Raw genomic sequence first — 25,341 nt, forward strand, 5'->3', positions numbered from 1 at the left:
CGTCCTGAGCCAGGATCAAACTCTCCAAAGAATTTGATATAGCTCTTAAATTGACGAAGCTTGCGCTTCATTCAAAAATTGTAAAACTTTTTTTGCCTCATCGTTCAGTTTTCAAAGTTCGTCTGTCGCTCTTGGCGACTTCATTAATCTATCACGTTTCAACCATTTCCGTCAACAACTTTTTTCACAAATTGTTTTTCTGAAATAATCTTTTGCCGTGACAACGTTTATAACTATAATCTCTATTTACCACTTCGTCAATACAAAAAACGATAAAATTTTAAAAAAAATCTACTTTCCGTTTATATGACGAAAAGTAGACCTCTATCACCTAATTTATTTGAGACGGACGTAACCGGTCTTTTCGACCAAAGTCTGCCCATCCTCGCTTCCTAGCCATTCTAGAAATTCAGCAAATTGTTCTGCTTTTTCTTTAGTCGTGACCGCGTAGAATTCAGAGGTCAATGGATATGATCCATCTTGAATCGTTTCAACGGTCGGTTCGATTCCTTCTATACGAAGTAACTTGATCTTATGATCATTGACCATTTCTGTCGCATAGTATCGGAATGAGAACCCAATTGCATTTTTATGGTTTCGATACGATGAAGTTTGTTGAATGATTCCGCCCATTCCTTCAGGGACATCTTCGACTGGCGCCTCCATCAGTTTTCGTTCACCCATCATCTTTTGCAATGCCGTTTGACTACCGCTATCTTCTGGTCGTTGAAAAGCACGAATGGTTTCAGAGTGACCACCGACCTCTTGCCAATTGCGAATGTCCCCCGCATAAATTCCACGGACTTGTTCCATCGTCAAAGACTCGATCGGATTATCTTCATGAACGAAGAAAACAAATGCTTCTCTACCAATCGGTGTCATATGTAGAGATACGTCCTTTTGCTTTGCGACTTGCAATTGACGATCGGACGGACCCGCTACAAAAATCAAGTCAGTTTGATCATTCATCAATCGACTGTACGCTTCTGGCGTTGTCGTCGAGACGACTTTACTCGCCTGATCATTATATGGGTCATATGTTCCCGAGTTCGGATATACCGCTTCTACAAATGAAGCATACATTGGATAGAGGGCTGTCGCACCGTCCAATCGCGGCACACCGTTTACGAATGAAACCGATGTTCGATGATTCAATTTTGCCAATCGCTCCGAATTTGTAAATGGCTGATAATCGATCAACTCTACACCGCGCTCTTCAATTTTCAAATAATCTTGATACATGTAGTACCCTTTGACAGAAGCGAATACAAGCACACCTGACAAAGCCCCCCAACCGAGAATCCGTTTCACTTTCCGATTTGAGAGAGGCGAAAAATCATAAAGCCCCATACACACAATCAACAGGGCAGCCATATACCAAATCGTCCAAAGAATGGGACGTCCTTGCGTGATTGGTTCTCCCATCGTAAAGAGAGCGACAACAACGGAAATCATAAACGTGACAAATAGAATGAAAATCGTTCCGATGCTAAACTTCAAAAATTTCATGCGACGTATCGTCTCCTCATCATGCTTTCGTGTAGGGATTAGGCAATCTCATAAAGTACTGCTTCTACTCCAACTCCCTTTGTCGGTCTCGTGACCGTACGAACATATCCTTTTTTCACTAAAAATCCGATGATACTTCCGAGGTCGACACGAAGTTCATTTAAGTTCGGGTGATCCATCAATTCCGAGAATGTCCAAGCTCCTTCTTTCTCTTGCATCGTCTGAAGTAACAAAAGTGTTCCCGGCAACACTTTTGATTGAATCAAGTGTTCCATTCCAATCACAACAAGGTGGATTCGTTGTTCGAGCGTCTCCTGTCCTCCAACCAGTTCTTCATGCAACTTATAAATCTCAAGGTCGATTGCCCGAACTTGTTCCCACATCACGATTTCAGGATGAATCCCCGCTTCGAGAATCGATAGCCGCGCCAAGTGTGTAAGCGCATGGTGAATCTGTGTAAAGGCGTCTTGGAATTCCCCTTCTAAAAATAAATACCGACCATCTTCAAAACGGCGCAATAGTTTCGCAAATGAAAGTGATAATTGTAGGCGTTGCTCTCTATTCGTCAAATTACGATTCCGTTGTCGTAATTCTAAGATGTATTCATTCCGCTCAAATAGAACAATCCCATCCTCAATCCAATGAATGGCGCGTCGGTTCTCATTTAAAACAATCCATCTGTCCATCATCGAATCACTCACGACGTGCAAGACGATTCTTTCTTGACCAACCTGATAATGCTTCACCGTCCAAAACGGTTCCTGTCTCGCTTCAATTACAATGAGCAGACGGTCTGACTGATCCGTCAAAGGATCACGTGCTCGTTTCTTCTTCACTTCAATAATACCGAGTGTCGTTTTTAGTGCAGCATATTCTGAATAAATAGTGCGAGTCGCATATTCCATCGTCATCTGGACCCCTTCTCTCCCAATCGTAAGTTGACTATATATGACGATTGTCATTTTCGATACGAACAAGATTCGCCCTCTTTTCAAAAAACTCCTGCCGAAAAAGTTCAGGAACTTCTCACTCGTTTGAAGATGAGCTATGATAGAGACAGACTATTGGAGGGATTCACTCATGAAAAAACGGGGGAACAAAATCAACCGCGCACGTAATATAGCATTACTCTTAATCTTCGGCGGGATCGGCGTCATGTATCTCGGACTTCTCGCAAAATCCATCACGTGGCTGATGATCATCTTCATGCTTCTAGGATTTGTTATGGTACTCGCAAGCTCTGCCCTTTACTTCATTGTAGGTATGGCATCTACGAAAGCGATTATCGTGACCTGCCCGAACTGCGAAAAAGAAACGAAGATGCTCGGGCGCGTCGACTTATGTATGCATTGTGACGAACCACTAACGATTGACCGCTCACTCGAAGGTAAAGAGTTCGATGAAAAATACAACAAACGTCAGTCACAACAAACCGACTGACACAAAAAACCACATCCGAGAGCTCGGATGTGGTTTTTAATGTGTCTGCGATTGTTCAGATTGGCAAGATGGGCACGTTCCATACACTTCAAGACGGTGACGATCAACTTTGAATCCAGTCAATTGAGATGCAACCGATTCGATTTCATCTAATACCGGGTAGTTGAAGTCGACGACTTTTCCACACGTGTCACAAATGATGTGATAGTGCTTCGACGTCACAAAGTCAAAGCGACTTGAGGCGTCTCCGTAATTCATCTCTTGAACAAGCCCTACTTCTTTAAAGACGCGCAAGTTGTTGTATACAGTAGCCACACTCATGTTTGGAAACCGTGCGGCAAGTGCCTTATAAATGTCATCCGCTGTTGGGTGACTATGCTCCGTGACGAGGTACTCCAAAATGGCCTGGCGCTGAGGCGTCATTCTGACTCCATGTTCCCGGAGCGACTGAACAGCATGGTCAAGCATTTCGCTTCCCACGTCAATCCCTCATTTCTTCTATAAAATTCATGCGAAATAGTTTTGAACATTAACTTATTTCTTACATAGTAATCTTTATAAATAGTGTACTGATTTCTCAACTACTCGTCAAACACTGAGCTTATGCGGTTGACGGCTATGATACAATAAGTGCGAATTTGAATAAGGAGGCAATACATATGACTACTTCATCAAATCGTCAGTCATCCGATGCATTATATCAAGATGCAATCACTCACATCGTCGGAGGTGTCAACAGCCCATCTCGCTCATTCAAAGCGGTTGGCGGCGGCGCTCCTGTTTATATGGAACGTGGCGAAGGTGCCTATTTCTATGATGTAGACGGCAATCGCTACATCGATTATTTGGCGGCATACGGCCCAATCATTACCGGCCATGCCCACCCTCACATTCATGAAGCACTCATGAACGCTTCTGCTAAAGGCTTACTTTACGGGACACCCCACCGCCTTGAAGTCGAGTTTGCGAAGAAATTAAAACAAGCTATTCCTTCTATGGATAAAGTACGCTTCACCAACTCCGGAACGGAAGCTGTTATGACGACAGTCCGAGTCGCCCGTGCTTACACCGGTCGTGAACTCGTCGTGAAATTCAGTGGCTGTTACCATGGACATTCGGATCTCATGCTGATTGCAGCAGGTAGTGGTCCGGCAACACTCGGTTCTCCTGACTCGGCAGGTGTGACAAAAGCCACAGCTAAAGAAGTCATCACCGTCCCGTTCAACGACGTCGAAGCGTACCGTGAGATGATGAAAGAATGGGGAGACCAGGTCGCATGTGTCCTCGTCGAACCGATTGTCGGGAACTTCGGGATTGTAGAACCGAAGCCAGGCTTCCTTCAGGCCGTCAATGACATCACGCATGAACATGGCGCTCTCGTCATCTATGATGAAGTCATCACTGCATTCCGCTTCACATACGGAAGTGCACAGCAAGTGTATGGCATCGAACCGGATATGACGGCACTCGGAAAGATTATCGGTGGTGGTCTACCAATCGGCGCTTATGGCGGAAAAGCTGAAATCATGGAGACGGTCGCACCACTCGGACCTGCGTATCAAGCAGGCACAATGGCAGGAAACCCTGCCTCGATGGCGACAGGAATCGCTTGTCTCGAAGTACTCGAGCAACCTGGTGTTTATGAAAAATTAGATACGCTTGGTGCACGACTTGAGGCAGGAATTCGTGAAGCGGCAGAGAAACATGACGTGACGATCACGATCAACCGCTTGAAAGGTGCACTCACCGTTTACTTCACGGATGAAATCGTCACTGATTACGATGGTGCAGAAAAATCGGACGGTGAGACATTCGGACGATTCTTCAAGTTGATGCTTGAAAATGGTGTGAACCTGGCTCCATCGAAATATGAAGCTTGGTTCCTGACAACAGAGCATACCGAACAAGATATCGACGAGACAATCGAAGCGGTCAATCGCTCGTTTGCCCAACTTTAAGAAGGAGATGCGCGAGCATCTCTTTTTTATTGTCTAAAAGGGGACATCTTCATCAAAAGTGTCTCTTTTTATCTTGCATCGTCCCCCATTACAGTAGAACCAAGGAGGTGCTCACAATATGAAATTTAAGGATTTTCCATTAAACGTCCGCTTAAGGCTTATTTGCGGATTTTGCATTCGAATCGTTGGCTCTGCCATCTTCCCATTCATGGCGCTCTATTTTTCGGAGGAATTAGGCAAAGTGCCCGCTGGAATCATCATGACCTCATTCGTGATCGTCGGTTACTTGACCGGTCTATTTGGTGGGTACTTTTCCGATCGGTTCAATCGGAAGGTTGTCTTACAAATTGGTCAGGTGATTCAAATCATTTGCTTCCTTGGCATGACTGTTTCCATTCACCCTTCGAACAACTGGGCACTCGTCGTTGCCATCCTTTACTTCGGCCACGCTGTGTCGAATGGTTTGAACTATCCGGCACTCGAAGCCATCGTCATCGATTCGATGGAAGAGTCGAATCGAAAAGCCATCTATGTGTATGACTATTGGCTCGTCAATTTGGCGATTGCCGGAGGTGTCATGCTCGGTGGCGCCTTTTATCGAGATCATCGGTTCGGTCTCTTTATCGGTATGACAATCGTGCTCACGGTTACAACTATCGTACTTCAACGCTATTTGGTCGATACGTATAAGGGTAACCGTTCAACTCCATCAAACCCGATTCACGGAGTCATCGAAAACTATAAAATCGCCTTACGCGACCGACGCTGGATCACGTTCGTCCTCGGAAGTATGCTCGTCTTTTCGACCGAGTTCCATATGGCAAATTATATCGGGGTTCATTTAGCAGAGTCATTTGAAAGTCGTCAACTTCTTGGCATTTCAATTGACGGGGTACGCATGATGGCGTTTATGCAACTCGAAAACACATTACTCGTCGTTGCCATCACGTTCGCCGTCACAGCGTTCGTCAAACGTTTTAAAGAGAAGGCCGTCTTTTTCGTCGGATTATCGTTATACGTGACGGCTTATGCCGCCATCACATCGATGAACTCATTTATCGTTCTCGCCGCGCTCGCAATTGTCTTTACGATTGGTGAGCTTCTCTACTCTCCGATTCGACAAGTGAAACAAGTCGATTTGCTCGATCCTGAACGGCGTGCTTCGTATCTCGCATTCGGTGGACTGACGTTCCATGGAGCCAAACTCGTGGCGGCGGCCGGCATTGTCGTCGGTGCTTTCATCGGTCCTGTTTTGATGAGTGGGTATATCTTTATCTTCGGGGCACTTGGTGCATATTTGTATTATGTTTCCCTCTACAAGATGCAAGCAGCTCGCCAACTTGCGGCTTGAGGTTTACCATGAAGACAAAACGGTAAAACAGTACGATGAAGGAGGCGAAGCACTTGCCTGCGATTGTGTTATTCGATGGAGACTGTAACTTCTGCGACGCCAGTGTCCAGTTCATTATTCGTCATGACCGACATGCCTCGATCCACTTCGCATCACTTCAAAGCGAGGTCGGGCAGTTGTATAGAACACGACACCGGATTCCAGAATCAGTCGACAGTATCGTCTACATTGAAGAAGGTGTTCCTTACTTGAAATCAGATGCAGCGATTCGGATTGCCGAGCACCTTGATGGCCGTTGGCGCCTGCTCCGGTTCATCCGATTCGTACCTAAACTGATTCGTGATCGCGGCTATGATTTCTTCGCCAAACATCGGACGCGTCTATTCGGGAAAAAGGAAGTGTGCACGCTCCCTTCCCCGGATGTTCGTAGACGATTTTTAGACCGCTAAAAAAGTCGAGCCCACAAGGACTCGACTTTTTCGTTATTCCACTACAGCTAAATCTTGAATCATATACAGGTCGTAATACGCTCCACGACGACGCATCAGTTCTTCGTGCGTCCCCGTCTCCATGATTTGACCGTTCTCGACGACAACGATTTGATCGGCGTCGGTGATGGTCGACAAGCGATGGGCAACGATTAACGTCGTCCGCCCCTTCGTCAGACGAGCAAGCGAGTCTTGAATCATCGCTTCACTCTCTAAATCAAGCGCACTCGTCGCTTCATCTAAAATCAGAATCGGAGGATTTTTTAAGAACACACGCGCAATCGCGAGTCGTTGCTTTTGTCCTCCAGATAGTTTGACACCCTTCTCCCCGACCGGCGTCGCATATCCGTCTTGCAGCTTCGAAATAAATTCATGAGCGTTTGCCGCCTTCGCCGCTGCAATGACTTCTTCGTCCGTCGCATCCGGTTTCCCCATGCGGATGTTCATCGCGACCGATTCACTGAAGAGGACTGAGTCCTGCATCACCATTCCGATTTGATCACGAAGTGCACGTAATTTGAAATCGCGCACATCGACCCCGTCGATTTTGATGCTTCCATCCGTCACGTCATAGAAACGAGGAATCAAGCTGACGAGTGTCGACTTTCCACCACCGGACATCCCGACGAACGCCACGCGTTCCCCGGAGCGGATTTGGAGGTTCACGTCGTTCAACGCCCGTGTCCCATCCTGTTCATAAGAAAAACTCACATGCTCAAGGTCGATTTTACCCGCTGTTGATAATGGAACGAATCCGTTCGGTTTCTCCTCGATATCATACGTCTCATCCAAAAACTCAAAGACACGGTCCATCGAAGCGACCGACTGCGTGAGTGTCGTCGCCGAGTTGACGAGACGACCGAGCGGTGCGTAAAGACGATCGATATAAGCGATGAACGCAACGAGCGTCCCGAGCGATACCGCCTCTTGAAGGACGAGCCATGATGCCGTCGTGAAGATCAGAATCGGTGCGATATCGGTGATCGTCGATACGACGACATACGTCTTGGCGTTCCAACTCGTATGTTTTAGTGCCGCATTTAAGAATCCACCGTTCTGTTGTTCGAACGCTTTGTTTTCGTATGGCTCTAGCGCAAAACTCCGAATGACAGCCATCCCGTTCACGCGCTCTGTCAAATGACCTTGAAGGTCAGCGAGCGCCGCTGACCGTTCGCGCGTCAAACGTCGCAACCGTCCATAGAAATAACGGACTGCGATTGCATAAAACGGAAGTGGTAACACGGCAATCAATGTGAGTTGTGGGTCAATCGTATACATGATCCCAATGGCGATGAGGATGGTGACCATGTCTAGCCATATATTCATCAGACCGGTGATGACGAAGTCTTTCGTCTGTTCCACGTCGTTGATAATCCGAGAAATGATTTGCCCCGTCTTATTATTTGAATAATAGCGAAGTGACAACTTCTGGACGTGGTCGAACAATCGGTTCCGCACATCGAACAAAACACGCGTTGCGGCCCACTGTGCCAAATATTGACGCAAGTATTCAATCGGTGGCTTGAAGACCAGGAAAATGAAGAAGACGATGCTGAACAGCCAGACGAGCGTCGTGTAGTCCTGTTTCGGCGCGTCTTCTACCAAATAATTATCGATGACATATTTATAAAGTAACGGTAATCCGAGCGGAATCGAAAACTTTAAAATCCCGACGAAAATCGTTAGGGCAATTTGTTTTTTATACGGCTTAACAAATTGCATATAACGTTTAATACTACCCATAGTGCCTCCTTCTTTAAGAAAAAAAGCGGAGATGAGGAATCATCTCCGGTAACGTGCTTCGTATTCGCGATACCATTCATCGACGAATGTTGGGTTGAACGGCCCTTTCCGTCCTCGAATCCAGTTGATCAGCTCTTGCACGTTCTGCTTCAAGATTCGATCAATCGCTTTCGGATAATTCATCTCGCGACGATGCCGCTCATATTCATCTTCATCTAAAATCGTATACGACATATCCGGGAACACCTTGATGTCCAAATCGTAATCGATGTATTTGATGGCACGTTCATCCCCATCAAATGTAGTCGGCGAACCTAGATTACAGTAGTAGTAAATCCCGTCTTCGCGAATCATACAGATGACATTGAACCAATACTCAGATGAAAAGTAGCAAATTGCCGGCTCTCGCGTTCTCCATTGCCGACCGTCTGACTCGCTGACCATGATGCGGTCATTGAATCCGATCATATCCGTTTTTGACGACTGAAGGACGAGCGTTTCTTCCCAAACGCGATGCAAAGTTCCGTTGTGCTTGTAGCTCTGTATCTCGATTTTGCTACCTGCTTTGGGAAATAAGCTCATAAGCTCCTCCTTTCCGCTATGATGCTATACAATTCTCATATTTAATTATAGCGACTTTCAGAACCAATGAAAAAGGAAATCTCTTATTTTCATGAATTTAGTGTTTTTTGGAAGGCTCGTGCCCGTTCCTGAAACATTGGACGAAGCACGAAATATTCGACGAGTATGTTCGGAACATAGCTATCAAACGTCACTTCGTCAATCATCACCGCTTTTCCGTCACGTGACTCGACCCGGTGCACGTGCGTAAACCGTTTGAACGGAAACGGCAGTCTCTTCCCTTGATCGCAGAATGCCTGTCTTCCTGAAATCGTAATGGCACTATTCCAAGGCAGCTCGATAGGACCGACTCCGACGAACAACTTCACTTCATTGCCTTCGACCGAGGCACCATCCCCTACTAGACGTACTTTAGGAAACTTCGTCAGTTTCGTCAAAAGCGAAGCATCCTGCAATAAATCCCATAGCGTATCGACCGTCGTATCGTATGTCGATTCTACATCAAATCGTCTCACTTTCACCACCTGCCAATCGTTCTAGTTTTTGTTGAGCCACAGAAACCGTCTTCACTTCTCGCTCCGAAGCATCTAACCAGACGACATCATCGTTCGGGAGCGTATCGACTCGATATAAATCGATATACCAGACGATATGGGAGAAGACGTGTTTCACTTGCCCGAGATAAGTTCCGTTTACCTGTTCCCCCGTTCCTCGTTCGGTAAGCGGGTATTGCCACATCCCAGCAAGTAATCCTTTTTCCGGTCGCTGTTCATAGGCGACTTTCCCGTCTTTCTCGATGCATAACGCATCATACATTTCGACACGTGCTGCCCCTTTTTTCGTTTTGACCGGCAGCTCATCTTGTACATGATGGGCATATGCGTAACAGGTGTCTTGAACAGGACAGAGCGAGCACATCGGATTTTTCGGTGTACAGACCGTTGCTCCTAACTCCATGACGCCTTCATTAAAATCAGACGCATGGCGCGGGTCCATCAAGCGCCGAACAACCTGTTCAAACAGTTTACGCGTCTTCGGTACAGCGATGTCGTCATAGATTCCGAATTGACGTGACATCACGCGCATGACGTTTCCATCGACTGCTGGCTCCGGTTGATTGTACGCGATCGACAGCACCGCTCCCGTCGTATACGGACCGACTCCTTTTAATTTTTCAAATCGTTCTTTTTCTTCTGGGACAATCCCATCGTACACGGAAGCGACTTCTTTGACCGCTTCATGTAAGTTTCGGATGCGTGAGTAATAACCGAGCCCTTCCCAATATTTGACGACTTCGTCTGTTTCAGCAGAAGCGAGCGCCTCAAGCGTCGGGAATCGTTCCATAAAACGGTTGTAATAAGGGATGACGGTATCGACTCGCGTCTGTTGTAACATGACCTCACTCACCCAGACGCGATATGGATTTTTCGCATGACGCCAAGGTAAATCACGTTTTTCACGATTGAACCATGTAACCAATTCCTCATTGAATTGATGAATATTATAATTTGTGAACAATTTATCAAGATTAAGCATTGTGTTTCCCCTCGTTTTAAAAATATTGTATGATAAATAGGAATAGATGACGTTATATTGTGTTTATTGATGGAGGTGCTGAAGCACATTGGATACTGCGACACACATTGGTATGGGACTTGGTTTAAGTGCCATCGCGACGCTCAGCCCGGAGGTGTCAGGTGATGCACAGATGTTTCTGGCCATGACAGCCACGGCTCTCGTCGGCTCGCATGCACCAGACTTCGACACCGTCTTTAAGTTAAAAGGAAATAGTACGTATTTACGCCAGCATCGCGGTCGTTCACACGGAATCACCGCACTTCTTGCTTGGCCGATTATCGTCAGCGCCGTCATCGGTACGGTTCTTGGCGTCAATCCCGCCTCCCTATGGGTAATGGCTCAAATCGCCGTCTTGTTACATGTCACGGTCGACTTGTTCAATGCTTACGGGACGCAAGCGCTACAGCCGTTTTCGAAGAAATGGATCGGCTGGGGTGTCATCGGAACGTTTGATCCGTACTTGTTCTCCGCTTATTACGGTGCATATGCATTATGGATGATTACCGGTGCGACTGTCCCTATTTTTGCATTGCTTATTGCGCTTGTCATTAGTTACTATGCAATTCAGTTTAAATTGCGTAACCGTGCGCTCGCCACTGTGGCACGACACTTTGCTGGTGCACACGAATTATTCATCTCACCAGGAATCGGTTGGGATGACTGGCACGTTGCTGTTCGTTTCCGCGATGGGCTCGGAGCGGTGAAAGTGAAGAAAGGGAAAGTCATCGAGTGTGGTCGCTTCCGCGATAAACCGATGCCAGGGGAAGAAGACCTTCATTTCGTCGAAGCTCGGAAAAATGCAGATTTACAGGCGTTCCTCGAGTTTTCCAAAATTCACACGTATACTGTGACACGCCATAACGGAATGATTGAATACCGTTTCACGAACTTACGGTATTTCTCGAAAAATATGTATCCGTTCGTCGCTGTCGTCATCGTAGACGAGCAGTCGAATGAAGTCTTGTCTTCATTCACTGGATGGGTATTCAGCGAAGACAGTCTTCAGAAAAAATTAGTGTATGAACAATAAAAAGTCGCTCTCACGAGCGACTTTTCTTATGCCTCGGATTCAGTGAATTGAAGCTCGAACTCGAATTTGACTTTCTTGTCGACGAGGACGCCCCCCGCTTCGAGCGCTTGGTTCCACGTCAATCCGTAATCTTCCCGGTTGAGAGAGCCTTCTCCAGAGAAAGCATGCTTCATGTTTCCCCACGGATCTTTTGCGCTTCCCTCATACTCCACTTCGAACGTTTCTTCCCGAGTCGTTCCTCGAATCGTTAAATCTCCTGTCAATTCGAACTCTCCGCCCCCTTTGGAATGGAAAGATGTCGATTGAAACACGATATGTGGATATTCTTCCGCATTGAAGAAGTCTCCTGAGCGGAGATGGTTGTCTCGATCTGAATTATTCGTATCCACGGACGCCGCCTGAATCGTCACTTTTACGCTCGCATTTGCCAAGTCGTTCGGATCACCGTTTGCTTCGATATCGAATTCTTTAAATTCACCTTTCACTTTTGAAATCATCATATGCTTGACAGTAAATGTGATGGAACTATGCGCTGGGTCAACTTGATATGTCTTTGCCATCTTGATTCACTCCTTATGCGTAATTGAATAATGTACACAATGTACTGATTACCACAAATCTTGACTTCAAAACGTTTTTACAAAAGATTGACAAATTATTGTCAAAAAATTTTGACTTTTATCACAACATACCGTTACGATGAAAAAAGGGAGTCGTTCGCCTACTGAAAAATGTAAGCGCATACATAACTCCTCTATCTCGTATGAAAAGGGAGGAACGAACATGATTTATGAAGTACCGAACTCAGCAGGAACGAAAGTACAGTTTAAGGACCGTTACGAGAATTTCATTAACGGAAAATGGACCGCACCGGCTGGTGGGGAATACTTTGAAAACACATCTCCTGTAAATGGGAAAGTATTATGTGAAGTCGCCCGCTCAACGAAAGAGGATATTGAACTCGCATTGGATGCTGCACATGCAGCAAAAGACGATTGGGGCAAAACGTCCGTCGCGGAACGTTCTGTCATCTTGAATAAAATTGCAGATCGCATGGAAGAAAATTTAGAGATGCTTGCGTACGCAGAAACGTGGGAAAACGGTAAGGCAGTTCGAGAAACACTGAATGCTGACCTTCCGCTCGCAATTGACCACTTCCGGTACTTCGCCGGTGTGATCCGTTCACAAGAAGGCGGTATCAGTGAACTCGACAACGATACGGTCGCCTATCATTTCCATGAGCCACTCGGCGTTGTCGCTCAAATCATCCCGTGGAACTTCCCGATCTTGATGGCGGTATGGAAACTCGCTCCGGCACTCGCAGCGGGGAACTGTGTCGTCTTAAAACCAGCTGAACAAACACCTTCTTCAATCATGGTCCTCATGGAACTCATTGAAGACTTATTGCCACCAGGTGTCGTCAACATCGTAAACGGTTTCGGTCTTGAAGCGGGTAAACCTCTCGCATCGAGCGACCGTGTCGATAAAGTCGCTTTCACAGGAGAGACGACGACGGGCCGGTTAATCATGCAGTATGCTTCACAAAACATCATCCCGGTCACGCTCGAGCTCGGTGGAAAATCACCGAACATCTTCTTCGCGGACATTATGGAAGCCGATGATGACTTCTTCGACAAAGCAATCGAAGGCCTCGTGATGTTTGCCTTGAACCAAGGGGAAGTATGTACGTGCCCGTCTCGTGCATTGATTCAAGAATCCATCTACGACAAATTTATGGAGCGTGTGCTCGAGCGCGTCAAAGCGATCAAGCTTGGAAACCCGCTCGATGCTGACGTCATGATGGGGGCACAAGCTTCGAACGAACAAATGGAAAAAATCCTCTCTTATCTTGAAATCGGGAAAGAAGAAGGCGCAGAATGCTTAATCGGTGGCGAACGCAACATGTTAGACGGAGACCTAGCGGATGGTTACTACATTCAACCAACTATCTTTAAAGGTCACAACAAGATGCGCATCTTCCAAGAAGAGATTTTTGGACCGGTCTTATCGGTGACGACGTTCAAAGACGATGCGGAAGCACTTGCCATCGCGAATGACACACTTTACGGACTTGGTGCAGGCGTGTGGACGCGAGACATGAACCGCGCGTATCGTTTCGGACGTGAAATCCAAGCGGGTCGCGTCTGGATCAACTGTTACCACTCTTATCCGGCACACGCTGCATTCGGTGGTTACAAAATGTCCGGGATTGGTCGGGAGAACCATAAGATGATGCTCGGTCATTATCAACGGACAAAAAATATGCTCGTCAGCTACAGCGAACAGAAGCTCGGGTTCTTCTAAGATGGTGAAACGAGTCGAGGCCACCCCCGCCGCGCTCGAACTGATCGAACGTCTAAGATCGAAGCACGGCCCGCTTCTATTTCATCAATCTGGAGGTTGCTGTGATGGGAGTTCACCGATGTGCTTTCCTCGCGACGAGTTCATGGTGGGCGATCACGATTTACTCCTTGGTGAAATCGGAGACACGCCGTTCTATATCCACGAGAAACAATATGATTATTGGAAACATACACAGCTGATTATCGATGTGGTTGATGGTCGGGGTGGTATGTTCTCCCTCGAAGGTGTTGAAGGGAAACGATTTTTAGGACGTTCTCGAGTCTTTACAGAAGAAGAGCGTGAAGCGCTAAAGCATGAAATATGATTACGAGGACCCATTTCGGTGGGTCCTTTCTCATTTCATCAGAAAAAACGATTGTCCTCAACTATGAAAAATATATATTAATGATGGGTCACGTTACTTCGTATTAAGAACATTGAATCGGTCTACGACCTTTAGAACGGAACAGACCTCAGCTTGACAGAAAAAAATTCAGAATTCGTGAAATCGATTTATGAAACGGTCATTAAAGAAAGTCTGGCTGAATTAAAAGAAACTTACAGAACATCAGAAATCACTTCGAACATGGAGGAATATTGGAGACAGGCACTTGGTCTATATCAGGGATCTGATAACGAAGGACAAGAGACTCTTTTGAAAATAATGGAACAGACCATGATTGATACGGTTTCTCATATGCTAGGTATTATTGATGGCAGTTCTACTTTGAATGATAGTGAGCTCGAACCGATTCTATTGCTCGACTCTCAGGATACAGAAAACGAGTTGCAGGATACGTTCTTAGAATTTATAGAAGAGAATGAACTTTATCCATAATACGCACACACATTATGCTCTAGTTGAAAAAAAGCGATTGATCCGGAATGAACACCGAATCAATCGCCTCTATCTTTCTAACTCTCAAACAAAATAAAATATTTTATTATTTACTTTGCATTTTAAAGCGTAAATACAATTCGTTATAGTAAGCGTTCATCCGCTTGCCTAAGTTTTCATACACCTCGAGCTCTTGCGTCACTTCGCGAGATGGGTAGAAACGTTCATCTGACGTCACTTCCTCATCTAAAAACTCGAGTGCCGCTTCGTTCGGTGTCGAATAGCCGACATAATCCGTATTACGGGCAGCGATTTCGGCATCTAGCATGAAGTCGATGAACTGATGTGCACCGTCCACATTTTGTGCGGTACTCGGGATGACAAGGTTATCGAACCAGAGATTCGTCCCTTCTTCCGGAATGACATACGTCAGCTCTTCATTTTCATACATGATTTCCGATGCGTCCCCAGACCAGACGACCGCAGCCGCCGCTTCACGGTTTGCCATCAACATTTTAATCTCGTCTCCGACGATGGCTTTAATGTTCGGCCAAAGTGTTTCTAGCTTTTGTTCCGCTTCAATCAACTCATCTTTGTTCGTCGTATTGAGCGAATAGCCAAGCGAGTTCAAACCAAAGCCCATCACTTCTCGTGTTCCGTCCGCAAGGAGGATATCATTTTCAAGCGGCATCTCCCATAAGTCGTTCCACGATGTAATCTCACCATCTACTAGTTCAGGATTATAAACAATCCCGACCGTTCCCCAGAAGTAAGGGACCGAGTATTTGTTACCCGGATCGAACGATTTATCGAGGAAGCGTGGGTCGATATTATCAAAATTCTCAAGTTTGTCGTAATCGATTGGTAGCAATAAGTCGTCTTCAATCATCTTACTAATCGCATAGTCTGATGGGACGGCAACATCGAACGCCGTACCCCCCTGCTCGATTTTCGTGAGCATCGCTTCGTTCGAATCGAATGTTTGATAAACGACCTTCAATCCACTCTGTTCTTCGAACTCACCAATCAAGTCCTCGTCGATATAATCTCCCCAGTTATAGACGACAAGCGTATTGTCGCCACCAAATCCTTGCGCAGCATTTAGCTGCTGAATCCAAAGAAGGAGACCGAAGCTGACAATCAATGGGACAGCCAGCATGATGATTAATTTTTTCATCGTCTAACCTCCTTTGTCCCTCGTTGCGCCAACACATAATATCCGATGACAAGGATGAGAGTGAAGACGAACAAAATTGCAGACAACGCATTGATTTCAAGCGAGATTCCTTGTCGTGCCCGCGAGTAAACTTCTACTGCAAGCGTTGTAAATCCGTTCCCTGTCACGAAGAACGTGACGGCAAAATCATCTAACGAGTACGTGAGTGCCGTGAAGAACCCGGCAAACACACCTGGTGTGATATATGGGAGAATGACTTTCGTCAATACATCCCACGTACTTGCCCCTAAGTCACGCGACGCATCAATCAACGTCGGGCTCATCTCTTGAAGTTTCGGCAACACCAAGATGACAACAATCGGAACCGAGAAGGCGATATGTGACAAGAGAACCGAATAGAAGCCTAACTGAATCCCGAGCATCGTGAAGAGAATCAAAAACGATGCCCCGATGATGACGTCTGGGCTGACAATCAAAACGTTGTTCAACGACAAGAGGGATGTCTTTGTATATTTTTGTTTTGCCGTGTAAATCGCGAGCGCCCCGATGACACCGAGCACGGTCGAAATCGTCGCTGATAAAAGCGCGATGACAATCGTGTTCAAGACGATGACGAGGAGTCTCGTATCGGTGAAGAGGGATTTGTACCATTCAAGTGTAAAGCCTTCGAAGTTACTCATCGTCCCGCCACTATTGAACGAATAGAAGACGAGATATAAGATTGGCGCGTAAAGAATAAAGAATACGGCCGCCAAGTACAGGTTTGATAATTTGAATCGTTTACGTTTCATCGACGGACCGCTCCTTTCGCACCCCAGTCACGCGTAATGACCATGACGAGAACCATCGCCAAGATCAAGAAGACGGCAATCGTTGATCCCATCCCCCAGTTTTGCGTGACAAGGAATTGTTGTTCAATCGCTGTACCGAGCGTGATGACACGGTTCCCTGCGATCAGGCGTGTGATCATGAAGAGTGACAACGCCGGAATAAAGACAATTTGAATCCCTGATTTGACGCCGTCAAGCGTCAGCGGGAAGACGACACGTCGGAACGTCGTCCAGTTCGATGCACCTAAGTCTCGTGATGCATAGACGAGAGATGGTGGTAATTTTTCAATCGCGTTGTAGATCGGCAAAATCATGAACGGGATGAAAATGTAGACGGATACGAAGACGAAACTGAAGTCTGTAAAGAGAATCTGTTTCGTTCCAATCCCGATCGCCTCTAAAAACTGATTCGTGATGCCGTACGTTCCAAAAATCCCAAGGAACGCGTACGCTTTTAATAACAAGTTAATCCATGATGGAAGTAAGATGAGTAAAAGCCAAAGCTGTTTATGCTTCGTCTTCGTCAACAAGTACGCTGTCGGGTATCCGACGAGTAGCGAGAAGAACGTAATGAGGAACGCGTACCAAAACGACGAGAGCGTCATCGACAAGTATGTCGAAGAGAAGAACGTCTGATAGTTCTCTAAGCTCAAGTTCCCATCGATATCAAAAAACGAGTAATAGACGACAAGGACAAGTGGTGCGACGACGAATAAGGCAATCCAAATCCAATATGTCGTCAAATATACCGTCTTTGCGGTCTGGTTAGTTTGATTCATGAGAGACCTCCTCATAGGATTCGAGACGACGGTCAAACTCTTCTTCCGTCTCCCCTAATCGCATGACATGAATCGCTTCTTCGTCAAACGTCAATCCGATTTTTGATCCGACTGTCGACTTCTTCGTCGAGTGAACGAGCCATTCGTTCCCTTCCTCGTCATAACAGCAAATCTCATAGTGAACGCCTCGGAACAATTGTGAATCGACATCCACGACAAGTTTTGCCGCGTCGACCGATGTCATCTCCAAGTCTTCCGGACGAATGATGACCTCGACTTTTTCATTACGATCGAATCCTTGGTCCACACAGTCAAATGTTTTGCCAGCGAACGTGACGACGTTGTCTTCCGGCATGACGCCCGGTACAATATTTGACTCTCCGATGAAGTCTGCGACGAAACGGTTGATCGGTTCATCGTAAATATCAGTCGGTGTTCCACTCTGAACAATTTTCCCGTTGTTCATAACGAAAATCTCATCGGACATCGCGAGCGCCTCTTCCTGGTCGTGTGTGACAAAGATGAAGGTGATGCCAAGGCGTTGTTGCAATTCACGAAGTTCGTATTGCATCTCCGTCCGAAGTTTTAAATCTAGGGCAGACAATGGTTCATCAAGGAGGATGACCTCTGGCTCGTTCACGATTGCGCGAGCGATGGCGACACGTTGACGTTGTCCACCTGACATCTCATCGATTTCGCGTGAACCGTATCCTTCTAAGTTAACGAACTTGAGAGCTTGCTCTACTTTTGATTTTATCTCTGCTTCTTTTAACTTTTTAATCCGAAGACCGAACGCGACATTTTCAAATACGTTTAGATGAGGAAACAGCGCATAATCTTGAAACACGGTGTTCACTTGTCGTTTGTTGGCCGGTACATCGTTGATTCGTTTCCCACTGAAGTGGATATCACCTTCAGTCGCGTCTGTAAATCCTGCGATAAGACGTAAGATTGTCGTCTTCCCACATCCCGATGGACCGAGCAGCGTATAAAACTTTCCACGCTCAATCTCAAAACTGATATCTTCTAGGACGACGGTGTCGTCGTAACGCTTTGACACGTGGTCAAAACGAATAATTGTCTCTGTATTCATGCTGTTTCCTCCTCTATTGACTTATAAATATGAATGGGTCGCTACGATGAGACATTCACTCTCGCCATCGTGATCGTTGACGAGTTGGTGTGAATCCGAGGCGACATAATACATCGTTTCCCCTGCCTTGGCGAAATACGTGTGATGACCTAACTTCAGAGCCACTTTGCCGGACAAGACGTAAACCAATGTCTCGGAACGGGAAGGTTCATATTGCTTGAATTCTCCGTTTTTGAAAAACGTGACGAGAATCGGTTCCATCTCTTTTTCATTCGATTCCGGAATGAGCCACTCCGTCCGATATTTTCGTTCCTCATCCGTATATGTGGTGCGATCATCGACGGTGTATATGACTTTTTGATTCAAGTCTTCATCGAAGAATTCTTTTGGTGAACTTCCAAGGACGCTCAACAAATCAAATAACGTCTCTAATGAAGGAGAGCTTAAATCACGTTCAATTTGAGAGATATATCCTTTACTCAAATCCGTGCGCTCCGCTAACTCCTCTTGAGTCAATCCTTTTTTAATCCGGAGTCGCTTAATGTTTTGACCTACTTCCAACGACTGAACGCCTCCTTCTAGTTTAGTGAAACATGATTTCAACTAAAGAAAGTTTATCTATACTATACTTACAAGCGAACTATTAGCGACCTTCATTATAACGAACTGAATGAGAATTGCAAATAAAAAATCACGCCGCAACGGACGTGATTTAATGTAAATTTCGTTTTGACATCAAGTGCTTAAACTTCTCGTTCTTCGTTTGGAACAAATGGAGCTGTGCGCCGTATGCATCAATCTGTTGAATAACGTATTGGAACGCCTTCGCCTCCCCAGGGTACGGTTCGCCTGCCTTGGCGAGTGACGTCTCAAAGTCTTCCCACAACACTTCGACCCATGTGATGGCTTCCGAATCGTTTAGCACGTCGTTCTTCTCTTTCAAAATAGACGCGAGTCGCTCGTATTGTTCGTTTCGGTTCATCGTTTCACCTCCGACAGTTCAGAGAGCGGAATGGCCCGTTCTGTCATGTCCCCTTCAAACGTACCCCAACCCATGACACCATTGACGAATTTCAAGCGAAACGGTTGGTCGTTGTAGTTGACGACATATGTTTCACCGGGACGAAACGATGTCGGGTCGACCAAATAACTTTCGGCAATCGCAATGCGTCGAAGGACAACTTCGATTTCGCTGACCATGCCCATTTGTTCTGCCTTACGCTTTCTCTCATGTAATGCTTGAATCTCCTGCTCTAACTCATATTTTGATAAATCACTTAATCGCTTTTCCATTTCGTTCACCTCGATGTAAGCGTATCAGATTTTCCGAAAAAAAGAAAAAGGCGGAACTGAGTGAAAACCCACTCAGTTCGCCTTGAAGTTGTACAATGGTTTGATGACTTGGTCGATACTGACCGCCGGTTCGATGTAACGAACAATCTCTTTCATCGATTTGTAGACGAATGGTGACTCATCCACCGTAGACGGTCGAACCGATGTCGACCATACGCCTTCCATCGTACGTTTGAACTCTTTGAAATCGACGCGTTTGCGCGCGGCCGAACGGGACATGATCCGACCTGCTCCGTGAGGACCAGAGAAGTTCCAGTCCGGGTTCCCTTTCCCCGTACAAATGAGCGAACCGTCTCGCATGTTCATCGGAATGATGACACGCTCTCCTTCTTGCGCGGAGATGGCACCTTTACGTAGGATCATCGCATCGTGGTCGATATAGTTATGAACGGTGTCGAATTGATCGACAACGTTCCACTTCATCGCTTCCACAATCACATCCGTCATCGCTCGACGGTTCGCCGCTGCGTATTGTTGGGCGATTCGTACGTCGTGCATGTAATCGTCCATGTCCTCCCCTTCGACATAAGCCAAATCCCGGAATGGTTTCCGTGCTTCTCGTTCCGTCTCGAGATAAGTCGAAATCTCCTGCTGTCGTCCAACTGCTTTCAACCGCTCGATTTCTTCTGTTATATCTTTTGTTTCCATCATGTGTTGGATTGCTCGCTCTTGATAATGATCGGCAATCTGTACCCCGAGATGGCGTGAACCCGAATGGATGACGAGAAACGTTCGCCCCTCTTCATCCCGGTTCACTTCAATGAAATGGTTCCCCGAGCCGAGCGACCCGACCGAACGCAAGGCGCGGTCGAGTTTATACGGCGCTCGAACCGCTTCAAGCGGAAGTTCAGACGCATACGGATGAACCGTCTCGCGAATGTTCATCCCGCTCGGTACCAGTTCACGGATCACGTCATCGAGTCGCTGAAAGTCGATTCGTTTTACTTTGATTTCAGTACAAAGCATCCCACATCCTAAATCGACACCGACCAAGTTCGGTACGACTTTATCGTGAATCGTCATCGTCGTGCCAACGACCGACCCTTTCCCAGTATGCATATCCGGCATGATACGAATCGATGCCCCTTTGGTGAACGGTTGGTCAAGAAGGGTTTGAATCTGATTCCGCGTCATATCGTCGATTCTTTCATTGAATACTTTGGCGCGGTTATATTTCCCCGTGATTTCCATGTGACCTCCTTAGCTGATCGCTTGTTGCTTACTTTGTAATTCGTGCATTCGGGCATAGACACCACCGAATTCGATGAGCGACTGATGATTCCCGCGCTCGATAATCCGACCATGGTCGAGAACGAGAATCTGGTCCGCTTCCCGAATCGTAGAGAGTCGGTGGGCGATGACAAACGTCGTTCGACCGTACGTGAGTGTTTTGAGTGCCTCTTGAATCAGCGCCTCGGTCTCCGAGTCGACACTCGCTGTCGCCTCATCGAGCACGAGGATGGCCGGGTCAAAGACGAGGGCGCGAGCGAAGCTGATCAACTGTCGTTCCCCACTCGACAGGGAAGCACCACGTTCAATCACCGGTTCGTCGATTCCTTTTGGCAACTGTTTCACGAAACGATCCGCCCCTACAGCCGTCAACGCTTTCCACACCTGTTCGTCCGTGATGGTCTCGTCACCTAGCGTGACGTTCGTACGAATCGTTCCGGTGAATAGGAACGGGTCTTGCAAGACGATCCCGAGATGGTCTCGAACCGCCTGCGTCGGAAGTGTCGTCACGTCCATTCCATCGATGCGGAGAACGCCTTTCGACGGGTCATAAAAACGCATGAGCAAGTTCATGATCGAACTCTTCCCGCTGCCGGTATGTCCGACAAGGGCAACCGTTTCACCTGGTGCTGCATGTAACTCAATTTGTTGTAACACCGGTTTCCCTGCCTCATAACTGAATGTCACATCATCAAAGACGACTTCCCCTTTAAAGCGTGGAATACGATCCGATGAGACCGGCTCTCCTTTTTCATCGAGCAACTGGAACATCCGATCGGCCGAGACGAGCGCCTGTTGAAGTGGCGACAACTGGTTCATGATTTGTGTCACCGGCTCAAAAATCCGTGAGACGTAATCGATATAGGCATACAAAATCCCGAGTGTCAGGATGCTTCCCCCACCGAGTGTTTGCGCCCCGACGAACCAGATGAGTAATGCGAGCGCCATGTTTCGGAAGAAGTTGACCAAGTTATGACTCATCAATGCATCTAATTTCAACAGTTTTCTTCTCGTTTGGAAGTTGTCACTGTTCTTCTCATTAAACTCGTCGTAAACGAGATCTTCGCGAACGTACGATTGAATGATTGGCATCGTCTGAATGCTTTCATTCAACTGTGCATTCATATCCGCGACGAGTGCGCGGACACGGAAGTTATTTTTTGTCGAGAAGCGCTGGAACAACTTGATCCAGACGATGACGACCGGGATGATGATGAGTGAGACGAATCCAAGACGTACGTCTAGGAAGAACATCGCAATGAGTACTCCAATCATCATGACGACACTTTGGAAGACACGGGCAAGTACTCCTAAATAAAGGTCCCGAATCGTTTCCGTGTCGTTTGTGACACGGCTGACAATCTTCCCGATCGGCGTCTGGTCAAAATAACGTACCGGAATCGTTTGCAGATGCCTCATCACGTCGAGACGCATTGTCTTGACGATACTATGAGCCGAACGCTGCAAGAGCATCTGTTGTCCCCAGTTCAATCCGGCTGCGAGTAGCAACAGGACGACATAGAGACCAGACAGCATGAGCACTGCTCTTAAATCTGTCTGATAAAACTGGAACACGTCAGTCGATGAGAGTGAGACGATATTGTCATATGTCGCCGTCTCATCACCTCGTGTAATCGTCAGCACGTCTCCTTCGACATCTCGGATCCCCCCGCTCATCACTGCCTCAGGTACGAGATAGTATCCGTCCGTCGTTTGCACGATGGAGACGGGCTGAACCACGTCTTGCCCGTCAAGCCTCGTTTCTTTCTCGTACGAGTTTCCATCAAAGGAAACGCTACCGCCAGACTCGACTTGAACCCAATCACGTTCGATGGCAACGATATGCTCATCGATAATGATTTTGGCGATATACGGCCCGGCAAGTTCTGCGCCGACCGCTAAAAAGAGTAATGTCAATCCGAGGAAGATCGAGCGTTTCACTTGTTTGGCATACCCAACAAGTGAACGGATCGTTTTCTTCCGACGGACTGGATCTAATTCATATTGATCGATCATGAGAGATTCCCCCTTTCCCGGATTACTCCGACTCTCCTTGTCGAATAAATTGTTCATAATACCAACCGTGACGTTCCATCAGTTGGTCATGTGTGCCACGTTCTGTGACACGCCCGTCTTGAAGGACGAGAATTTGGTCAGCGTGTGCCACCGCAGAAAGACGGTGCGCGACGATAAACGTCGTTTTCGCCTCACGGCTCGTGCGAACCGAATCGATGATGCGTGATTCTGTCTTCGCATCGACCGCCGAGAGCGAATCATCAAGGAGTAAAATCTCAGGATTTTTTAATAATGCTCGTGCAATCGATAAACGTTGTTTCTGTCCACCCGATAGCATGACACCTTGTTCTCCGACAACCGTATCTAAACCATTCTCTAAATGCTCGATATCCGTATCAAACGCCGCAAGATGGATTGCCATCTCAAGCGCTTCATCCGATACATCATCTACGCCGAAGCGAATGTTATCGCGGACCGTCTTCGAGAACAGGAGATGTTCTTGTGATACATATCCGCTCCAACCCCGTACGGTTTCGAGTTTGATGTCCGAAATCGGTACGCCGTTCACGAGAAGTGAATCGTCGATTGGATACTCTCGAAGCAACTGGCGCAATAACGTCGTCTTCCCGGCCCCGGTCGGTCCGACGACCCCAATCGTCTCACCACGCGAGACGTGTAGCACGATGTCTTCTAACGCATCACGATTCGCGTTCGGGTAACGGAACGAGAGCGATTTGAATGTGATTTTCTCTGGAACGTCGATTTGGATCGTACCCGTAGAGGCAACGTCCGGCACCTCGTTCATCGTCGATTCGATCCGCTCCAAACTTGCCGTCCCCCGTTGTACGACGTTGATGAGTTCACCAAACGCATACATCGGCCAAATGAGCATCCCTAAATAAATGTTGAACGAGACGAGTTGACCGAGCGTGATGTCGTTCGTAAAGACGAGATACGTCCCAAATGAGAGCCCGATCAAATAACTGAGTCCGACGAGTAGTTTGATGACCGGCTCAAACAATACATCGATTTTTGCGACGTGCATGTTTTTCGCCATGACATCGTCTGTGATGTCATCAAACTTTTTCGTGTCCGCTTCTTCTTGAACGAATGAACGGACGACGCGAAGACCTGAGATCGACTCGACGACTTGGTCGTTCATCACCCCAAATGAATCCTGGGCTGCCGTGAAGCGTGTATGGATTTGACTTCCCAGTTTATTCATCGACCAGGCGAGAATCGGCATCGGCAAGAGTGCCGCGAGCGTCAACTTCCAATCGATGAACACACCCATGATTGTTAACGCAATGAGTGTCATGTTGAACGAATCAACCAATGTCATGACCCCAAACCCGGCTGTCCGTTCAACCGCTTTCAAATCATTCGTCGCGAGTGCCATCAAGTCACCCGTACGATGTTGTTGATAAAAGCGCGGCGTCTGTTTGAGGAGGTGACCGAAAAAGCGACCTCTCAATTTCTTTTCAAGTAAAAAGGCTGTCCCGAATAGTCGGGCAATCCACAAATACGACATCACATAAGATAACACCATGATGCCTAGAAGCGATGACACGATGAGAATCAATCGTTCTGTCGTCAAGCTTCCTTCACGAATCGCATCGATCGCCTGTCCGATGATCCACGGCGGTAGCATATCCACGACCCCCGTGATGATGAGTAAGATGATGGCGATCAAATACGTCCGTTTCTGTCTTTTAATAAACCAATCCAATTGTTTAATCAGTTTCATGACTGATTTCCCCCTTTCGTCCAATCCATCTAAGCACGCAAAAAAGCGCACTCCACCTGATTGTGCAACCAATCAAATGAAGCGCGCTTGAAGTAGTCTTCAATCTTTTGCATGGTCAGGGAAAGGACACTACCCCTATCCAGCTGCCAAAGTCACGCAGTTAAATACGAGTAGCCATATGATGTTTTGAGTGTGTTTGTGAGTGCAATGTTGTTCATCATTCTGGCTCCTCTCGTTTCATAGTTTTAAAATCTAC

General features: G+C 46.8%; 26 protein-coding genes. 8 read left to right on the forward strand and 18 right to left on the reverse strand.

All coding sequences use genetic code 11. The annotated features are described in order from the left end of the window. Positions 1 to 336 precede the first annotated feature (336 nt). Positions 337 to 1,509, reverse strand: coding sequence for a PstS family phosphate ABC transporter substrate-binding protein (locus tag KNO91_RS12115; RefSeq protein WP_214818186.1), 1,173 nt, complete (start codon positions 1,507 to 1,509; stop codon positions 337 to 339). A 38-nt stretch (positions 1,510 to 1,547) separates the two neighbouring features. Continuing rightward, positions 1,548 to 2,486 carry a nucleotidyltransferase-like protein gene (locus KNO91_RS12120; RefSeq protein WP_251126198.1) on the reverse strand — a complete coding sequence of 313 codons (939 nt, stop codon included), beginning with the start codon at positions 2,484 to 2,486 and terminating at the stop codon, positions 1,548 to 1,550. 103 nt (positions 2,487 to 2,589) lie between these two features. On the opposite strand from KNO91_RS12120, the gene KNO91_RS12125 reads away from it, so the two are divergent. Then, positions 2,590 to 2,949, forward strand: a complete 360-nt coding sequence (locus KNO91_RS12125; RefSeq protein WP_031421140.1) for a YgzB family protein — start codon at positions 2,590 to 2,592, stop codon at positions 2,947 to 2,949. 36 nt (positions 2,950 to 2,985) lie between these two features. On the opposite strand, the gene perR is transcribed toward KNO91_RS12125, so the two are convergent. After that, the gene (gene perR / locus KNO91_RS12130; protein WP_031421138.1) at positions 2,986 to 3,417 is read right to left on the reverse strand and encodes a peroxide-responsive transcriptional repressor PerR; all 432 of its coding nucleotides are present in this window, start codon (positions 3,415 to 3,417) and stop codon (positions 2,986 to 2,988) included. A gap of 191 nt (positions 3,418 to 3,608) precedes the next feature. Between perR and KNO91_RS12135 the strand changes: the two genes are divergently transcribed. The 3 genes from KNO91_RS12135 (at position 3,609) to KNO91_RS12145 (ending at position 6,707) form a co-directional block, all read left to right on the forward strand. Continuing rightward, a complete protein-coding gene (locus KNO91_RS12135) occupies positions 3,609 to 4,907 on the forward strand; it encodes a glutamate-1-semialdehyde 2,1-aminomutase (RefSeq protein WP_214818187.1) in 1,299 nt (432 codons plus the stop codon). 118 nt (positions 4,908 to 5,025) lie between these two features. After that, positions 5,026 to 6,258: an MFS transporter gene (locus tag KNO91_RS12140; protein WP_214818188.1), complete on the forward strand. Its 1,233-nt coding sequence runs from the start codon at positions 5,026 to 5,028 to the stop codon at positions 6,256 to 6,258. Between the two features lie 53 nt (positions 6,259 to 6,311). Then, positions 6,312 to 6,707 (forward strand): thiol-disulfide oxidoreductase DCC family protein, encoded by a 396-nt coding sequence (locus tag KNO91_RS12145; RefSeq protein WP_214818189.1) that lies wholly within the window; start codon positions 6,312 to 6,314, stop codon positions 6,705 to 6,707. Positions 6,708 to 6,740: 33 nt separating this feature from the next. On the opposite strand, the gene KNO91_RS12150 is transcribed toward KNO91_RS12145, so the two are convergent. From KNO91_RS12150 to mutY, 4 genes are all read right to left on the reverse strand, one after another. Then, the gene (locus tag KNO91_RS12150; protein ID WP_214818190.1) at positions 6,741 to 8,489 is read right to left on the reverse strand and encodes an ABC transporter ATP-binding protein; all 1,749 of its coding nucleotides are present in this window, start codon (positions 8,487 to 8,489) and stop codon (positions 6,741 to 6,743) included. A 39-nt stretch (positions 8,490 to 8,528) separates the two neighbouring features. Then, entirely contained in the window at positions 8,529 to 9,071 is a 543-nt protein-coding gene (gene ntdP, locus KNO91_RS12155; RefSeq protein WP_015880896.1) for a nucleoside tri-diphosphate phosphatase, read from the reverse strand. 89 nt (positions 9,072 to 9,160) lie between these two features. Beyond that, positions 9,161 to 9,586 carry a hypothetical protein gene (locus KNO91_RS12160; protein WP_214790484.1) on the reverse strand — a complete coding sequence of 142 codons (426 nt, stop codon included), beginning with the start codon at positions 9,584 to 9,586 and terminating at the stop codon, positions 9,161 to 9,163. Continuing rightward, positions 9,573 to 10,607 (reverse strand): A/G-specific adenine glycosylase, encoded by a 1,035-nt coding sequence (gene mutY, locus KNO91_RS12165; protein WP_214796454.1) that lies wholly within the window; start codon positions 10,605 to 10,607, stop codon positions 9,573 to 9,575. The genes KNO91_RS12160 and mutY overlap by 14 nt, the downstream gene beginning before the upstream one ends. Before the next feature lie 88 nt (positions 10,608 to 10,695). Here mutY and KNO91_RS12170 point away from each other — a divergent pair, with 88 nt between their 5' ends. Then, positions 10,696 to 11,679, forward strand: a complete 984-nt coding sequence (locus KNO91_RS12170) for a metal-dependent hydrolase (RefSeq protein WP_026826711.1) — start codon at positions 10,696 to 10,698, stop codon at positions 11,677 to 11,679. Positions 11,680 to 11,705: 26 nt separating this feature from the next. Here KNO91_RS12170 and KNO91_RS12175 read toward each other — a convergent pair whose 3' ends face one another. Beyond that, entirely contained in the window at positions 11,706 to 12,239 is a 534-nt protein-coding gene (locus KNO91_RS12175) for a YceI family protein (RefSeq protein WP_214790487.1), read from the reverse strand. Positions 12,240 to 12,462: 223 nt separating this feature from the next. Here KNO91_RS12175 and adh point away from each other — a divergent pair, with 223 nt between their 5' ends. The 3 genes from adh (at position 12,463) to KNO91_RS12190 (ending at position 14,860) form a co-directional block, all read left to right on the forward strand. Continuing rightward, on the forward strand, positions 12,463 to 13,983 hold the full coding sequence (adh, locus tag KNO91_RS12180; RefSeq protein ID WP_214790489.1) for an aldehyde dehydrogenase: 1,521 nt from the start codon (positions 12,463 to 12,465) through the stop codon (positions 13,981 to 13,983). Between the two features lies 1 nt (position 13,984). After that, positions 13,985 to 14,347, forward strand: coding sequence for a DUF779 domain-containing protein (locus KNO91_RS12185; RefSeq protein WP_214796452.1), 363 nt, complete (start codon positions 13,985 to 13,987; stop codon positions 14,345 to 14,347). Positions 14,348 to 14,524: 177 nt separating this feature from the next. After that, on the forward strand, positions 14,525 to 14,860 hold the full coding sequence (locus tag KNO91_RS12190; RefSeq protein WP_371816666.1) for a transposase: 336 nt from the start codon (positions 14,525 to 14,527) through the stop codon (positions 14,858 to 14,860). A gap of 106 nt (positions 14,861 to 14,966) precedes the next feature. Here KNO91_RS12190 and KNO91_RS12195 read toward each other — a convergent pair whose 3' ends face one another. From KNO91_RS12195 to KNO91_RS12240, 10 genes are all read right to left on the reverse strand, one after another. Further along, positions 14,967 to 16,037, reverse strand: coding sequence for an ABC transporter substrate-binding protein (locus KNO91_RS12195; RefSeq protein ID WP_214790495.1), 1,071 nt, complete (start codon positions 16,035 to 16,037; stop codon positions 14,967 to 14,969). Next, positions 16,034 to 16,828 (reverse strand): ABC transporter permease, encoded by a 795-nt coding sequence (locus KNO91_RS12200; RefSeq protein ID WP_214790497.1) that lies wholly within the window; start codon positions 16,826 to 16,828, stop codon positions 16,034 to 16,036. The genes KNO91_RS12195 and KNO91_RS12200 overlap by 4 nt, the downstream gene beginning before the upstream one ends. Next, entirely contained in the window at positions 16,825 to 17,646 is an 822-nt protein-coding gene (locus KNO91_RS12205; RefSeq protein WP_214790499.1) for an ABC transporter permease, read from the reverse strand. The genes KNO91_RS12200 and KNO91_RS12205 overlap by 4 nt, the downstream gene beginning before the upstream one ends. Beyond that, complete coding sequence (locus tag KNO91_RS12210) at positions 17,633 to 18,739, reverse strand: ABC transporter ATP-binding protein (protein ID WP_214796446.1); 1,107 nt, start codon at positions 18,737 to 18,739, stop codon at positions 17,633 to 17,635. The genes KNO91_RS12205 and KNO91_RS12210 overlap by 14 nt, the downstream gene beginning before the upstream one ends. A gap of 21 nt (positions 18,740 to 18,760) precedes the next feature. Continuing rightward, positions 18,761 to 19,300 (reverse strand): helix-turn-helix domain-containing protein, encoded by a 540-nt coding sequence (locus KNO91_RS12215; protein WP_214818192.1) that lies wholly within the window; start codon positions 19,298 to 19,300, stop codon positions 18,761 to 18,763. Between the two features lie 151 nt (positions 19,301 to 19,451). Next, a complete protein-coding gene (locus tag KNO91_RS12220) occupies positions 19,452 to 19,721 on the reverse strand; it encodes a YfhJ family protein (protein ID WP_214818194.1) in 270 nt (89 codons plus the stop codon). Next, positions 19,718 to 20,032, reverse strand: a complete 315-nt coding sequence (locus tag KNO91_RS12225; RefSeq protein WP_074033104.1) for a YfhH family protein — start codon at positions 20,030 to 20,032, stop codon at positions 19,718 to 19,720. Before KNO91_RS12225 ends, KNO91_RS12220 begins: the two co-directional genes overlap by 4 nt. A gap of 72 nt (positions 20,033 to 20,104) precedes the next feature. After that, a complete protein-coding gene (locus KNO91_RS12230) occupies positions 20,105 to 21,283 on the reverse strand; it encodes an RtcB family protein (protein ID WP_214818197.1) in 1,179 nt (392 codons plus the stop codon). A 9-nt stretch (positions 21,284 to 21,292) separates the two neighbouring features. Then, on the reverse strand, positions 21,293 to 23,338 hold the full coding sequence (locus KNO91_RS12235) for an ABC transporter ATP-binding protein (protein WP_214818199.1): 2,046 nt from the start codon (positions 23,336 to 23,338) through the stop codon (positions 21,293 to 21,295). A 22-nt stretch (positions 23,339 to 23,360) separates the two neighbouring features. Beyond that, positions 23,361 to 25,085, reverse strand: coding sequence for an ABC transporter ATP-binding protein (locus KNO91_RS12240; RefSeq protein WP_214790512.1), 1,725 nt, complete (start codon positions 25,083 to 25,085; stop codon positions 23,361 to 23,363). Between the last annotated feature and the right edge of the window lie 256 nt (positions 25,086 to 25,341).

Origin of the sequence: Exiguobacterium sp. s59 (assembly GCF_018617475.1) — a bacterium.
Lineage (GTDB): Bacteria > Bacillota > Bacilli > Exiguobacteriales > Exiguobacteriaceae > Exiguobacterium > Exiguobacterium aestuarii.